General features: G+C 65.9%; 15 protein-coding genes and 1 tRNA gene. 5 read left to right on the forward strand and 11 right to left on the reverse strand.

The annotated features are described in order from the left end of the window. Positions 1-3: 3 nt before the first annotated feature. Positions 4-390 carry a RidA family protein gene (locus tag ACAM55_RS18990; RefSeq protein WP_369653028.1) on the forward strand — a complete coding sequence of 129 codons (387 nt, stop codon included), beginning with the start codon at positions 4-6 and terminating at the stop codon, positions 388-390. 1 nt (position 391) lies between these two features. Here the strand turns inward: ACAM55_RS18990 and ACAM55_RS18995 are convergent, their stop codons facing one another. The 3 genes from ACAM55_RS18995 to ACAM55_RS19005 form a co-directional block, all read right to left on the reverse strand. Beyond that, positions 392-985 (reverse strand): ATP-dependent Clp protease proteolytic subunit, encoded by a 594-nt coding sequence (locus tag ACAM55_RS18995; RefSeq protein WP_369653029.1) that lies wholly within the window; start codon positions 983-985, stop codon positions 392-394. A gap of 94 nt (positions 986-1,079) precedes the next feature. Continuing rightward, positions 1,080-1,787 carry a lipoprotein-releasing ABC transporter ATP-binding protein LolD gene (gene lolD / locus ACAM55_RS19000; RefSeq protein ID WP_369653030.1) on the reverse strand — a complete coding sequence of 236 codons (708 nt, stop codon included), beginning with the start codon at positions 1,785-1,787 and terminating at the stop codon, positions 1,080-1,082. Beyond that, positions 1,780-3,036: a lipoprotein-releasing ABC transporter permease subunit gene (locus ACAM55_RS19005; RefSeq protein WP_369653031.1), complete on the reverse strand. Its 1,257-nt coding sequence runs from the start codon at positions 3,034-3,036 to the stop codon at positions 1,780-1,782. The genes lolD and ACAM55_RS19005 overlap by 8 nt, the downstream gene beginning before the upstream one ends. Before the next feature lie 134 nt (positions 3,037-3,170). Here ACAM55_RS19005 and ACAM55_RS19010 point away from each other — a divergent pair, with 134 nt between their 5' ends. Both ACAM55_RS19010 and recJ read left to right on the forward strand, forming a co-directional pair. Beyond that, the gene (locus tag ACAM55_RS19010; RefSeq protein WP_369653032.1) at positions 3,171-4,139 is read left to right on the forward strand and encodes a hypothetical protein; all 969 of its coding nucleotides are present in this window, start codon (positions 3,171-3,173) and stop codon (positions 4,137-4,139) included. Beyond that, the gene (gene recJ, locus ACAM55_RS19015) at positions 4,136-5,860 is read left to right on the forward strand and encodes a single-stranded-DNA-specific exonuclease RecJ (RefSeq protein WP_369653033.1); all 1,725 of its coding nucleotides are present in this window, start codon (positions 4,136-4,138) and stop codon (positions 5,858-5,860) included. The genes ACAM55_RS19010 and recJ overlap by 4 nt, the downstream gene beginning before the upstream one ends. Before the next feature lie 13 nt (positions 5,861-5,873). On the opposite strand, the gene ACAM55_RS19020 is transcribed toward recJ, so the two are convergent. Beyond that, positions 5,874-6,671 carry a DUF1003 domain-containing protein gene (locus ACAM55_RS19020; RefSeq protein WP_369653034.1) on the reverse strand — a complete coding sequence of 266 codons (798 nt, stop codon included), beginning with the start codon at positions 6,669-6,671 and terminating at the stop codon, positions 5,874-5,876. Between ACAM55_RS19020 and ACAM55_RS19025 the strand changes: the two genes are divergently transcribed. Next, entirely contained in the window at positions 6,658-7,671 is a 1,014-nt protein-coding gene (locus ACAM55_RS19025) for an SDR family oxidoreductase (RefSeq protein WP_369653035.1), read from the forward strand. The genes ACAM55_RS19020 and ACAM55_RS19025 overlap by 14 nt on opposite strands. Before the next feature lie 24 nt (positions 7,672-7,695). On the opposite strand, the gene ACAM55_RS19030 is transcribed toward ACAM55_RS19025, so the two are convergent. Further along, positions 7,696-8,520: a YoaK family protein gene (locus ACAM55_RS19030; protein WP_369653036.1), complete on the reverse strand. Its 825-nt coding sequence runs from the start codon at positions 8,518-8,520 to the stop codon at positions 7,696-7,698. 155 nt (positions 8,521-8,675) lie between these two features. Between ACAM55_RS19030 and ACAM55_RS19035 the strand changes: the two genes are divergently transcribed. Further along, entirely contained in the window at positions 8,676-9,074 is a 399-nt protein-coding gene (locus ACAM55_RS19035; RefSeq protein WP_369653037.1) for a hypothetical protein, read from the forward strand. A 15-nt stretch (positions 9,075-9,089) separates the two neighbouring features. Here the strand turns inward: ACAM55_RS19035 and ACAM55_RS19040 are convergent. From ACAM55_RS19040 to petA, 6 genes are all read right to left on the reverse strand, one after another. Then, positions 9,090-9,165: transfer RNA gene (locus ACAM55_RS19040), tRNA-Thr, on the reverse strand. Between the two features lie 68 nt (positions 9,166-9,233). Further along, positions 9,234-9,818, reverse strand: coding sequence for a ClpXP protease specificity-enhancing factor (locus ACAM55_RS19045; protein ID WP_369653038.1), 585 nt, complete (start codon positions 9,816-9,818; stop codon positions 9,234-9,236). Positions 9,819-9,958: 140 nt separating this feature from the next. Further along, on the reverse strand, positions 9,959-10,570 hold the full coding sequence (locus ACAM55_RS19050) for a glutathione S-transferase N-terminal domain-containing protein (protein WP_028260168.1): 612 nt from the start codon (positions 10,568-10,570) through the stop codon (positions 9,959-9,961). A gap of 95 nt (positions 10,571-10,665) precedes the next feature. Then, positions 10,666-11,439 carry a cytochrome c1 gene (locus tag ACAM55_RS19055; RefSeq protein WP_369653039.1) on the reverse strand — a complete coding sequence of 258 codons (774 nt, stop codon included), beginning with the start codon at positions 11,437-11,439 and terminating at the stop codon, positions 10,666-10,668. Between the two features lie 29 nt (positions 11,440-11,468). Next, on the reverse strand, positions 11,469-12,905 hold the full coding sequence (locus ACAM55_RS19060) for a cytochrome bc complex cytochrome b subunit (RefSeq protein ID WP_369653040.1): 1,437 nt from the start codon (positions 12,903-12,905) through the stop codon (positions 11,469-11,471). A gap of 14 nt (positions 12,906-12,919) precedes the next feature. Continuing rightward, positions 12,920-13,537, reverse strand: coding sequence for a ubiquinol-cytochrome c reductase iron-sulfur subunit (gene petA / locus ACAM55_RS19065; protein ID WP_369653041.1), 618 nt, complete (start codon positions 13,535-13,537; stop codon positions 12,920-12,922). Positions 13,538-13,814 lie beyond the last annotated feature (277 nt).

Raw genomic sequence — 13,814 nt, forward strand, 5'->3', positions numbered from 1 at the left:
CCAATGCCTCTCGAATACCTCGGCGCCCCGCCCGTTGCCTCTGACCGCCAGGCCCGCCCCTTCTCCCCGGCCGTGCGCGCCGGCGATTTCATCTACGTGTCGGGCCAGGTGCCCGCCAATTCCGAGGGCGAGATCGTGGTGGGCGGCATCGAGGCGCAGACGCGCCAGGTGATGGAGAACCTGAAAAAGGTGCTGGCGCTGGCCGGCGCCACGCTCGACGACGTCTGCAAGAGCACCGTCTGGCTGCAGGACGCGCGCGACTTTGGTGCCTTCAACCGCATCTACATGAGCTACTTCGGTGAAAACAAGCCGGCGCGCTCGACCACCGAGGCGCGGCTCATGGTCGATGCGAAGGTCGAGATCGACGTGGTGGCCTACAAGCCCAAATAGACTACAGCAGCTCGGTCTTGCGCTGGATGATGCGCGAGACCAGGCCGTACTCGACCGCCTCCGCGGCCGAGAGCCAGCGGTCGCGCTCGATGTCGGCCAGCACCACGTCGATCGGCTTGCCGGTTTCGCGCGCGATCTCGTGCGCGATGCGCTGACGGGCCTTGATGATTTCCTGCGCCTGGATCGCGATGTCGGTCGCCTGCCCGCCCGCGCCGCCGCTGGGCTGGTGAATCAGGAAGCGCGTGTTGGGCAGGCACACGCGCCGCTCGCGGGGTGCCGCCAGGTAGAGGTGCGTGGCGGCGCTGCCCACCCAGCCGGTGCCGATCATGTTCACCGGTGCGCTGATGAAACGCACGATGTCGTGGATGGCATCGCCCGACTCCAGGTGGCCGCCGGGCGAGCTCACGAGAATGTCGATCGGTTTTTCGGGGCTGTCGGCATCCAGCGCGATGAGCCGGCGCGTCACGTCGGCGGCCACTGCGTCGGTGATGCTGCCGAAAATCAGCAGCGTGCGCGACTTGAAGGCCTTCTCTTCCAGGTAGGAATTGCGCGGCTCGGCAGTGGCCGCGGGTAGGGTGTCGTCGTCGGTTTCCATGATGAAGAAGCGCTCCTGTGATTGAACGGCATCTTGCCGGACAGGCGGACAGTTTCGCGACATTGCATGCACCGTGGCAAGCGGCATCGGCAACTCAGCCAGCGAGCCGCCCCGCCACCAGCTGGAGCACGCGGTCGCAGCGCTTGGCGAGCTCCTGGTCGTGCGTGACCATCACGAAGGCCGTGCGATGCTTGTGCGCGAGTTCGATCATCAGCGCAAACACGGTGTCGGCCGTGTTGCGGTCGAGGTTGCCCGTGGGCTCGTCGGCCAGCACACAGGCCGGCTGCGTGACCAGCGCACGCGCAATGGCCACGCGCTGGCGCTCGCCGCCCGAGAGCTCGGCGGGACGGTGGTGCAGGCGCTCGCCCAGGCCCACGCTCTCGAGGATCTTCGTGGCCGCGGCCGCCGCCTGCGCGGGTTCCATGCGCCGGATCTTGAGCGGCATCGCCACGTTGTCGAGCGCGCTGAATTCGGGCAGCAGGTGGTGAAACTGGTAGACGAAGCCCAGGTGCTGGTTGCGCAGCCGGCCCTGCTCGGCCGCGTCGGCATGCGCGATGTCCTTGCCGAGCAGCTCGACCCTGCCGGCGGTGGGCCCGTCGAGCCCGCCCATCAGGTGCAGCAGCGTGCTCTTGCCGGAGCCCGAGGCGCCGACGATGGCCAGCGTTTCGCCAGCGCGCACATCCAGGTCGACACCGTGCAGCACGGTGAGGTCGATGCGCCCTTCGTGAAAACGCTTGGTGAGGCCGCGCGCCTTCAGCACCACGCCATTGCCCGGCGTGGCGGTAGTTTGTTGTTCACTCATAGCGCAGGGCCTCGGCGGGGTTGACGCGGCTGGCGCGCCAGCTGGGGTACAGCGTGGCAAGGAAAGCAAGGACCAGGGAAATGATGGCAATCGGCATGATGTCGCTGCGCTGCGGATCGCTCGGCATCTTGCTGATCAGGTAGATGTCCTTGGGCAGAAAGCTGGCGTGAAAGAGCCGCTCGAGCGCGGGCACGATCACGTCGATGTTGTAGGCAATGCCCAGCCCCAGCAGCAGCCCGGCCACGGTGCCGATCACGCCGACCATCGCCCCCTGCACCACGAAGATGCCCATGATGCTGCGGGGCGAACTGCCCAGCGTGCGCAGGATGGCGATGTCCGCGCGCTTGTCGGTCACGGTCATGACCAGCGTGGACACCAGGTTGAAGGCGGCCACCGCCACGATGAGCGTGAGGATGATGAACATCATGCGTTTTTCGACCTGCACGGCCGCGAACCAGGTCTTGTTCTGGCGCGTCCAGTCGCGAATCAGGAACTGGCCCGGCAGCGTGACGGCCATCTGGTCGGCCACCTCGCGCGCCTCGTTCAGGTCCTTGAGCTTGATGCGGATGCCGGAGGGCCCGTCGAGCCGGAACACGCGCTGGGCATCTTCCTCGTGGATCATGGCCAGCGCGGAATCGTATTCGTAGTGGCCCGAATCGAAGGTGCCCACCACAGTGAATTGCTTGAGCCGCGGTACCACGCCGGCGGGCGTGACCTGCCCACCCGGCGCCACCAGCGTGACCTGGTCGCCCGGCTGCACGAACAGCGAGCGCGCCAGCTCGCCGCCGAGCACGATGCCGAACTGGCCCGGCACCAGCTTGTCGAGCGTGCCCTTTTGCGCCGTGGTGTCGATGTCGGTCACCTCGGGTTCGAGCTTGGGCACGATGCCGCGCACCAACGTGCCTTTCATGTCCTCGCCGCGCGCGATGAGCGCCTGGGTGGCAATGAAGGGCGCCGCGCCGATCACCTCGGGGTTCTTGCGTGCGGCCGCCGTGATGGCGTCGATGTCGGGCAGTGCTTGCCCGTCGCGCGAAATGATCTCGATGTGCGACACCACGCCGAGCATGCGGTCGCGCACCTCTTTCTGGAAGCCGTTCATCACGCTGAGCACGATGATCAGCGCCGCCACTCCCAATGCGATGCCGAGCATCGACACGCCGGAGATGAAGGAGATGAAGCCATTGCGCCGCGTCGCCCGGCCTGCGCGGGTATAGCGCCAGCCGAGCTGCAGTTCATAAGGAAGTCGCATATTTTCAGTTTGAGCCCAGCCAGGTGCACCCACGGATCCGGCTTTGCCGGGCCGCCGGGTGCGCCCCCCAGTGGGGGGAGGCGCCGAAGGCGCTTCGGGGGGCGTTTCATCCTAGCATCCCGGACAATAGGGAAATGGCCGAGCCTCTCCCACGTCATCTGTTGATCCCCTTTGCCGGCCGCGGTTCCCCGGCATGCCGCGCGGCATTGCCTTCGCTCCGGCTGCCCAATCTCGAGGCCCTGCTCTCGCGGCTCTCGCTCGTGGAGACCGATACGCAGGACGAAAGCACGCGCTCACCGCCCCACGAACGGGCGCTCGCCAGGGCGCTGGGCATCTCGGCGCCCGACGGCTGCATTCCCTGGGCCGCGCTGGAAGCCATGCAGTCCACCATCGCCGAACCCGGCGACAAGGAAGGCTGGGGCCTGGTCTCGCTGTGCAACTGGCAGGTGGGCATCGACGACGTGGTGCTGGGCGATCCGGCCGCGATCGAGATCGACGCGGCCGAATCCGCCGCACTGCTGGCCGCCGCCCACCCCTTCTTCGAGGAAGACGGCATTGCCCTGCACCCCTCCGCCACGCCCGGCCGCTGGCTGGCGCGCGCGCGCATCTTCGACGGCCTGGCCACGGCTTCCATCGACCGCGCGGTGGGCCACCCGATTTCGCAATGGTCGCCCCTGGCCGAAGCGGCGCGGCCGCTGCGCCGGCTCCAGAACGAAATGCAGATGCTGCTCTATACCCAGCGCGTGAACGACGACCGCGCCGCCCGCGGCGTGCCGCCGATCAATTCTTTCTGGCTCAGCGGCACCGGCGCGCTGCAGGCAGGCATTCCTCCGGCCGATACCGCGCCGCCCACCGTGAGCGAAGCGCTGCGCGTGGCCGCGCTGCGCGACGACGGCCCGGGCTGGGCCGAAGCCTGGCAGGCGCTCGATGCAGGCACCATCGCCAGCCTGCTGGCCGACTACACCGCCGGTGCCGACGTCACGCTCACGCTGTGCGGCGACCGCGCGGCGCAGCGCTACGCGGTGCAGCAGCGCGGACTGGTGGGCTGGGCTCGAAGCCTGTTCGACCGGCCGCGCGCCCCCAGCGTGCTGGAGGCGCTATGAAGATCATCGCCAGGGAGATTCCGCCCCGCACCGTCTGGGCGCTCGAGCAGGCCGGCGTGCATCCCCTGTTGGCGCGCCTCTTCGCAGCGCGCGGCGTGCTTGCCAAGGACGAGCTCGACGACGGCCTGGCGCGCCTGCTGCCGCCCGACACGCTGCACGGCGCGCGCGAAGCGGCGGTGCTGCTGGCCGATGCAATGGCAATCGACAAGCGCCTGTGCATCGTGGCCGACTACGACTGCGACGGTGCCACCGCCTGCGCCGTCGCCGTGCGCGGCCTGCGCCTGCTCGGCGCAAAAAACGTGGGCTACCTGGTGCCCGACCGCGTGGTCGACGGCTACGGCCTCACGCCGCCCATCGCCGAGCGCGTGGCGGACAGCGGCGCCAGCATGCTGATCACCGTCGACAACGGCATTGCCAGCGTCGAGGGCGTGGCCGCCGCCAAGGCGCGCGGCCTGCAGGTGCTGGTGACCGATCATCACCTGCCCGGCCCCGAACTGCCGGCCGCCGACGTGCTGGTGAATCCCAACCAGCCCGGCTGCGGCTTCGAGAGCAAGAGCATTGCCGGCGTGGGCGTGATGTTCTACGTACTGCTGGCGCTGCGCTCCGAACTGCGCGCGCGCGGCCTCTTCACCGCGGCCACGCAGCCCAAGCTGGACGTGCTCCTCCCGCTGGTGGCGCTGGGCACCGTGGCCGACGTGGTGAAGCTCGACGCCAACAACCGCCGGCTCGTTGCGCAGGGCCTGCGCCGCATTCGCGCCGGCGCGCTGCCGGCGGGCATTGCGGCGCTGTTCAAGGCCGCGGGACGCAATGCCGCGGTGGCCACCACCTTCGACTTCGGCTTTGCGCTGGGCCCGCGCATCAACGCGGCCGGACGGCTGGCCGACATGACGCTGGGCATCGAATGCCTGCTGACCGACGATGCCGGACGCGCCGACGAACTGGCGCGCATGCTCGACGGCATCAACCGCGAGCGGCGCGACATCGAGGGCGGCATGCGCGACCAGGCGCTGCTGCTGGCCGAATCGCTGTTCGGCCCCACCGCCGATGGTGGCGAGGCGCCGCCGGCCGCCATCAGCGTGTTCGATGCCGACTTTCACGAGGGCGTGGTCGGCATCGTGGCCTCGCGCATCAAGGACCGCTTTCATCGCCCGGCCTTCGTGTTCGCCGCAAGCGGTGCGCCAGGCAAGGCGCACGAACTCAAGGGTTCCGGCCGCTCGATTCCGGGCTTTCACCTGCGCGACGCGCTCGACCTGGTGGCCAAGCGCCACCCGGGCGTGCTGCTGCGCTTCGGCGGCCACGCGATGGCAGCCGGCTGCACCGTCGCGCGCGAGAAGTTCGAGGTGTTCGAGCAGGCGCTGGCCCAAGTGGCACACGAGTGGCTCGACGCGGCCACCCTGACGCGCCGCCTCGACACCGACGGACCGCTGGCCCGCGAGTACATGCGCATCGACCTGGTGGACACGCTGCACCGCGAGGTGTGGGGCCAGGGTTTCGCCCCGCCCACCTTCAGCGAGGAAGTGGAGGTGGTGTCGCAGCGCCTGGTGGGCGAGAAGCACCTGGCGCTCAAGCTGCGGCACCAGGGGCAGCCGGTCGACGGCATCTGGTTCGGCCATACCGATCCGCTGCCCGCGCGCGTGAAGCTGGCCTTCCGGCTCGATGCCGACGAATGGCAGGGCGTGCGGCGCGTGCGCTTCCTGGTCGAAGGCGCCGAGCTGCCCTAGCGGCGCGGGTATTTCAGCGGCGCTCCTCGTGCGAGGCCTCGGCCTCCACGATCTGGTGCAGCACCTTGCCGGGGTCGGTGCGCTCGGCCAGCGCCTTGACCTCGCTATGCGACTCCGGCGGCACTTCCATCTTTTCCGCCATGCGGGTGGCGAGGCGCAGCAATGCGGTCATCTCGCGCTCGTTCAGCAGGTTGATCTGCAGGTCCAGGTGGTGCCGGCGCTCGCTTTCTTCGGCTGACATGTTCTGGCTGATCAGGATCATGATCGCCAGCGCGATGGCCTCGATGGAGACCAGAAAGAGCAGGAAGGTGAAGGGATAGGGATCGATGCGCCAGACAAACTGGTTGAGCAGGATCCATGCGGCAAAGAAGGCGAGGTTCCACCACAGGAAGGCCACGGTTCCGCAGTAGCGCGATATGCGGGACACCAGCCTGTAGAGCAGCGGCTTGGCGCGCCGGTTTTCTTCTTCCAACTCCAGAATCGACTCGATGTTCCGGTGCGTCAATGCCTGGAGCGAGGGGTGCTTGTGGCGGCCCGGCCGGTGTGCCTTGCCGTTGCTGCCGCGGTTGTTGCCGGATTCCTTCGTTTCCTTTTCAGGCTGCATCGCCCGTGCTCCAGAGTCGGGAAGCCATAACCATGCGCAAGCCGCAATGGCCGGTGCGTAGGCGTGCGTCGTCACCCTTTGCAAGCGAAGCGGAAATCGCGCGACACGGCGGGCGCGCAATCGGGACGGATTCCTACGCAGGCCGAGCGCCGGAGTTTTACGGTGGTCGCTCACATGCAGGAGTCCACGCACCATGAAATCGACCACCGCTTCACCCGCGAAATCTGCCAAGTCCCGAGGAGCAGCCCACACGGCCTCCCGGCAGCGAGCTGTTCAGAAGGCACAGGACGCGAAGGACCGCGCGAAGCCCGCCGCCAAGAAGCCCAGCCAGCCGGCACAGGCGGCGCCGCGGTCCCAGCCGGTCAATCCCATGCCGGCGCAGCACCTGAGCAAGCCGGGCCTGGAAGCGGAGATGGCGCTGCGCCCCCGGTTCGAGGCGCCGGACTACAAGGGCAGCGGTAAGCTCGAAGGCATGACGGCGCTGGTGACGGGCGGTGATTCCGGCATCGGCCGTGCCGTGGCGGTTCTCTACGCACGTGAAGGCGCCGACGTGGCCATCGTCTACCTGGAAGAAGACGAGGACGCGGAGGAAACGCGGCGCCATGTCGAGCACGAGGGCGCGCGCTGCCTCATGATCAAGGGCGATGTCGGCGACCCGGCGTTCTGCCGCGAGTCGATCGACAAGACGCTCGAGGCCTTCGGTAAGCTCGACATCCTGGTGAACAACGCGGCGTTCCAGCTGCACGCGGCATCGATCGAGGACATCACGGACGAGCGCTTCGAACTCACGCTCAGGACCAATGTCTTCGGCTACTTCCAGATGGCGCGCGCCGCGGTGCCGCACCTGCGCCAGGGTGCGTCGATCATCAATACCGGATCGGTCACGGGCCTGGAAGGAAGCGGCCACCTGCTCGACTACTCGACCACCAAGGGCGCCATCCACGCGTTCACCAAGTCGCTGGCGAGCAACCTGCTGCCCAAGGGAATCCGCGTGAACGCGGTGGCGCCGGGGCCGGTGTGGACCCCCTTGAATCCTGCGGACAGCCCACCCGAAAAAGTGAAGGACTTCGGAAAGAAGACCGACCTGCAGCGGCCGGCGCAACCGGAGGAGCTGTCCCCCGCCTATGTGTTCCTTGCCGCACCGAGCTGCGCCAGCTACATCACCGGCATCGTTCTGCCGATCACGGGCACCGTGGGCGCGATCTGAGGCCGCAAGTGGCCGGGGAAGCCTTCAGCTTTCGGGTGACGAATCTGCATGCGCGGGCGGGTGCCTGGCAGGCATCTTCACACCGACGATGACAAGAAGCTTCTGCAGCGTCCTGGAGCGCGGCAGGTCCCGCATGAGCGGCGGTATCGAAATGGCGAGCAGCAACGCCGCGAGCGGCACCACGCACACGAAGCCGATATAGCTGAAGCCGAGCGCGCCGACGATGCCGCCCAGCACGAACATGCCGATCAAGCCTCCCGCCATCCGCATCCTGCGACGGTCGTGCCGAACCATGGCATGCGCCGGCGTGGCATGCCTGTTCCAGTAGATCAGCTTGCCCAGTTCCATGCCCACGTCGGTGATGTTGCCCGTCATGTGCGTGGTGCGGACACTGCCTCCGGAGGTCTTGGAGCCGACCGCGTTCTGCAGGCCCATGATGAACGAGAGCAGCAGCACGGTCAGCGGCACGGCGAATGGCGTCGACCAGGTCAGCGTGATGGCGCCCATGAGGCCGAACGGAAACATGAGTGCCGCCTCGAGCAGCAGCGGCACCGCGTAGACGCTGCGCAAGCGATGCTGGCGGCCCCAGTTCACCAGGATTGCGCAGACGGCCGCGCCCGACACGAATGCGATGATGGCGCCCAGCGCGTTCAGCAGAAGCTTCGCGTTGCCAAGCACCAGCCCGTCCGCAAACTGCGACGCGAAGCCCGTCATGTGCGAGGTGTACATGTGCAGCACCAGGAAGCCCCCCGCGTTCACCGCGCCGGCATTGAAGGCCAGCAGCAGGCCGAGCACCCGGTTCGTGGAGGGGGCGCGGTGGCGGTGGGTCAGGAAGCGTAGTCGGCGCATCGGCGTGCAGCGTGCGTTCGGACTCTAGCACCTGATGAAGCGGCCGCGGCCGCGACCAACCACGGTTTGGCTTCCCAAGGCCCTGAGGAATGTTCTGATTACACTTTCCGCCGGCCCGCGTTGTACATGCGTGTTCTCATCTTCAAGGGTTTCAAATGAAAGTCTCAGCTCTCCTGATAGCCACCGCGCTCGCCGCGTGTGCCCTGCCCGCTGCGGCACAGGTCTCGGTCAATATCAATGTGCCCGGCCTGATCCAGGTCGCACCTCCCGCGCCCCGCTATGAGCCCATGCCGGGGCCGCGGTCGGGCCAGGTCTGGGTGCCGGGCCACTGGCAATGGAACGAACGCGCCTACGTCTGGCGCTCCGGCTACTGGCAGGCGGCACGGCCCGACTACGCGTACGCACCAGGCCGCTGGGTCCAGGCAGACGGTGGCTGGCGATGGATGGAAGGCAACTGGCGGCGCGCGGAGCAACCGCACCACGCCGAGCGCGAAGGCCATGGCGGCGGCGGATACCACTGCCCACCGGGACAGGCCAAGAAAGGCCGTTGCTGATCCCCAGTGGGGAGATGGTGCCGCTTGTCGGAATCGAACTGACGACCTTCCGCTTACAAGGCGGGTGCTCTACCAACTGAGCTAAAGCGGCACGAATTGTCTTGTCGGATTTTAGCGGTGCGGCAGAGGCCGCCCCCCCCGGTCCGTCCTGCTGTTGCCCTATTTCACGCGCTTGAGCGACGGCCGGCTGCCGCCTCCGGCCGGTGGACGGGGCGGCTCATCGTCGGGATCGATGGGCGAGCCGATGTCGTTGCCGCCATCGGCCGCATCGTCCGTCACGAGGTGAACGATCTTGCCGGCATCGCCCTCGCTGCCGCGCGACGCGTCGCGCAGCGGCATGCGGGCAGGCCCCTGGGCTGCCGGCGCACCGCCAGCCGGGGATGCGGCGCCAGCGCTGCCATCGGCATTGCTGCCGGTGGGTACGGGCGCCGGAAACGCCATGCCCTGGCCGTTCTCGCGCGCGTAGATGGCAATCACCCGGCCCACGGGCACGACGATTTCGCGCGCACTGCCCGCAAAGCGGGCCTTGAACTCGATGAAATCGTTGCCGAGCTTGAGCGAACTGGTCGCGTCGAAGCTGATGTTCAGCACGATCTCGCCGTTTTTCACGTACTCGCGCGGCACCTGGACGGTGTCGTCGACCTGCACCGCGACATAGGGCGTGAACCCGTTGTCGGTGCACCATTCGTACAGCGCCCGGATGAGGTACGGGCGGGTGGAGGACGACTCGAGCGCGTTGATCATGAATTTTCTACCGTGCAATCGCCAGCTTCGGACTCTTCGCAGAACACCGCGGAACCGGCTTTGCCGGGCCGCTGGTGTTGCCCCCGGCGAGGGGGTTGGAGAAGCGACACGAAGTGCGCGAAGCCTGGGGGAGAGCCTATTTACTTGCGCATGACCTTTTCAGAGGGGGTGAGCGCTTCGATGTACGCGGGGCGCGAGAAGATGCGCTCGGCGTACTTCAGCAGCGGTGCCGCATTCTTGCTGAGGTCGATGCCGTAGTAGTCCAGGCGCCAGAGCAGCGGCGCAATGGCCACGTCGAGCATCGAGAAGTTGTCGCCCAGCATGTACTTGTTCTTGAGGAACACAGGAGCGAGCTGCGTCAGGCGGTCACGGATGTGCGCGCGGGCCTTTTCGAGCGCCTTCTCGTTGCCCTTGGCCGTGCGGTTCTCCAGCGTGGCCACGTGCACGAACAGTTCCTTCTCGAAATTGAGCAGGAACAGGCGTACGCGCGCGCGATCGACCGGGTCGCCGGGCATCAGCTGCGGATGCGGGAAGCGCTCGTCGATGTACTCGTTGATGATGTTCGATTCGTACAGGATCAGGTCGCGCTCGACCAGGATCGGCACCTGGCCGTACGGGTTCATCACGCCGATGTCTTCGGGCTTGTTGTAGAGATCGACGTCGCGGATTTCGAAGTCCATGCCCTTCTCGAACAACACGAAGCGGCAGCGGTGGGAAAAGGGGCAGGTCGTTCCTGAATACAAGACCATCATGGCGAGAGACTCCTAAAAATCAAAAAGAGTGGGTCGCGTTGGCAACCCACTCTGTGGGACCGGGCGCGCACAGCGCCCGGTCGGCGTGGACGGAACTACTTGACGTCTTTCCAGTACGAGGCGTTCAGTCGCCACACGAAAACCAACGACATGAGCAGGAACAGCAGCACCCACACGCCGATGCGGATGCGCGTGTTCTGCGCCGGTTCGGCCATCCATTGCAGGTAGCTCACCAGGTCGCCGACCGCCGTGTCGAACTGCAGCGGCGTCATGGTGCCGGGGGTGACTTGCTCCCAACCCTTGAACACTTCGGTCTCGTGGCCATGCTGAACGATCTTGGTGTAGACCGGACGGCGTTCGCCTTGCAGTTCCCACAGCGGATTGGGCATGGCGACGCTCGGGAACACGAGGTTGTTCCAGCCGGTGGCCTTGGTGTCGTCGCGGTAGTAGGTGCGCAGGTAGGTGTACAGGTAGTCGGCACCGGTACCGCCGTGGCCGGCGCGCGAACGTGCCACCAGCGTCAGGTCGGGCGGGGTCGTGCCGAACCATTCCTTGGCCTGGCGCGCGTCGATGTTGGCCTTCATGGTCTCGCCAACCTTGTCGGTCGCGAACAGAAGGTTGTCCTTGATCTGCTGCTCGGTGATGCCGATGTCCTGCAGGCGGTTGTAGCGCATGAAGGCTGCCGAATGGCAGTTCAGGCAGTAGTTGACGAACAGCTTGGCGCCGTTCTGCAGCGAGGCCACGTCGGTGGTCTTGTTGGGCGCCTTGTCCCACGCCAGGCCGCCGGACTCGGCCGATGCGGCTGCGGAGAAGGTCAGGCCCAATGCCAGGCCCACAACCGCGAGCCAGCCAGAAATGCTTTTCTTCATCGTGTTTCTCTCAAGCTCTCTTGGGCTTTTCAGTGGGCGGCGAAGGTCACGCGGTCGGGCACGGTCTTGAACTCGCCCTTGCTGCTCCACCACGGCATGAGCAGGAAGAAACCGAAGTAGAAAAGCGTGCCGATCTGCGAAATGGTCTGCGCGATGTCCAGCACGAACGAACCGATGACCAGGTTGCCCCAGACGCCAGGCGCCTGGATACCCAGGTAGCCCAGGATCAGGAAGAAGAACACGAAGACGCCGTAGACATACTTGTGCCAGCTCGGCCGGTAGCGGATCGACTTGACCTCGCTCTTGTCCAGCCATGGAAGGAAGAACAGGATGATGACCGAGCCGCCCATCACGAGCACGCCCCAGAACTTGGCGTCGAAGGCCTTGAGCAGGAAGATCGCCACGGCCGCCACCACGACGAGCGCAATCTTCAGTGCCGTGCTCGACTTGCCCTTGACGAAGTTCAGCACGGCGGCCAGGGCGATGATCAGTGCGAACACGTTGACCATGTCGTCGGTGGTTGCACGCAGCATCGAATAGAACGGCGTGAAGTACCAGACCGGCGCGATGTGGTTCGGCGTCTTGAGCGAATCGGCCGGAATGAAGTTGTTGTACTCGAGGAAGTACCCGCCCGCTTCCGGCGCGAAGAAGATCACGGCCGAGAAGATGGTGAGGAACACCACCACGCCGAAGATGTCGTGCACCGTGTAATACGGGTGCGAAGGAATGCCGTCGAGCGGATGGCCGTCGGGGCCGCGCTTGGCCTTGATCTCGATGCCGTCGGGGTTGTTGGAGCCCACTTCGTGCAACGCGATCAGGTGGGCCACCACCAAGCCGAGCAGCACCAGCGGCACGGCAATGACGTGGAAGCTGAAGAAGCGGTTCAGCGTGGCGTCGCTCACCACGTAGTCGCCGCGGATCAGCAGCGCAAGGTCAGGGCCCACGAAGGGAATGGCGGCGAACAGGTTCACGATCACCTGGGCGCCCCAGTAGCTCATCTGGCCCCAGGGCAGCAGGTAACCCATGAAGGCCTCGGCCATCAGGCACAGGAAGATCGCGCAGCCGAAGACCCAGATCAGCTCGCGGGGCTTGCGGTAGCTGCCGTACATGAGGCCGCGGAACATGTGCAGGTACACCACGATGAAGAACGCCGAGGCGCCCGTCGAGTGGATGTAGCGGATGAGCCATCCCCACGGCACGTCGCGCATGATGTACTCGACCGAAGCGAACGCCTGGTTGGCATCGGGCTTGTAGTGCATCACGAGGAAGATGCCGGTCACGATCTGGATCACCAGGACCAGCATCGCGAGCGAGCCGAAGATGTACCAGAAGTTGAAGTTCTTCGGCGCGTAGTACTTGCCCCACTGGTCGTTCCAGAGCTTGGTCAGCGGGAAGCGGTTGTCGACCCAGTTGAGCAGCTTTTCGCCCGTGGGCGCATTGGGGGAAATTTCGTGGAATTCAGCCATGTTCTTCTTCTGCCTCAGGCCTTCTTGGAGTCTTCACCGATCAGGAGCTTGGTGTCCGACAGGTACATGTGCGGGGGCACAGGCAGGTTGTCGGGCGCGGGCTTGTTCTTGAAGACACGGCCGGCCAGATCGAACGTGGAACCGTGGCAAGGGCACAGGAAGCCGCCTTCCCAGTCGTTCGGCAGCGAGGGCTGCGGGCCGGCCTGGAAGCGGTCGATCGGCGAGCAGCCGAGGTGGGTGCAGATGCCGACCACGACCAGCACGTCGGGCTTGATCGAGCGGTGCCCGTTCTGCGCGTACTTGGGCGTGAATTCGTCGGGGTGACGCTTGGAGAGCGGATCCGCGAGCTGGCCGTCCAGCTTGGCGAGTTCGGTAACCTGCTCGGGCGTGCGCTTGAGGATCCACACCGGCTTGCCGCGCCATTCGACGGTGATCTTCTCGCCGACCTTGAGGCCTGCGATGTCCACCTCGACCGCAGCGCCTGCGGCTTTGGCCTTCTCGGAAGGCTGGAACGTACTCACAAAGGGAATCGCGGTGGCCACGCCTCCCGCTACGCCGGCACAGCTGGATGCGATCAACCACGTCCGCTTGCTTGTGTCGATCCGGGGGGAGCCGGAGGTCATGTCACTCATGGGGATCCTCTAAGTCTTCTTCGCTGGAGCAGGGTCAACCGGCGATTGTAGCGGGCTGTTGCGCGCATATTCAACGGCGCCGGTCCGAGCGTGTGCGAATGCCCGTCTCGGCCCCCTGCAAACACCAATTAAGAACAATGAATTAATTCGGATTTGCAAGACATTTGGACACAAGGAATTGCACGCACATCGATTGTAAAAAAGGCTAACTTAGTTGCGGCACACTTCGCCAGCTGCTAATCTTGACCCAACTGTCAATTGCTAATTACGAGGATAT

This window comes from Variovorax sp. V213 (assembly GCF_041154455.1).
In the GTDB taxonomy this organism is placed as follows: Bacteria; Pseudomonadota; Gammaproteobacteria; order Burkholderiales; family Burkholderiaceae_C; genus Variovorax.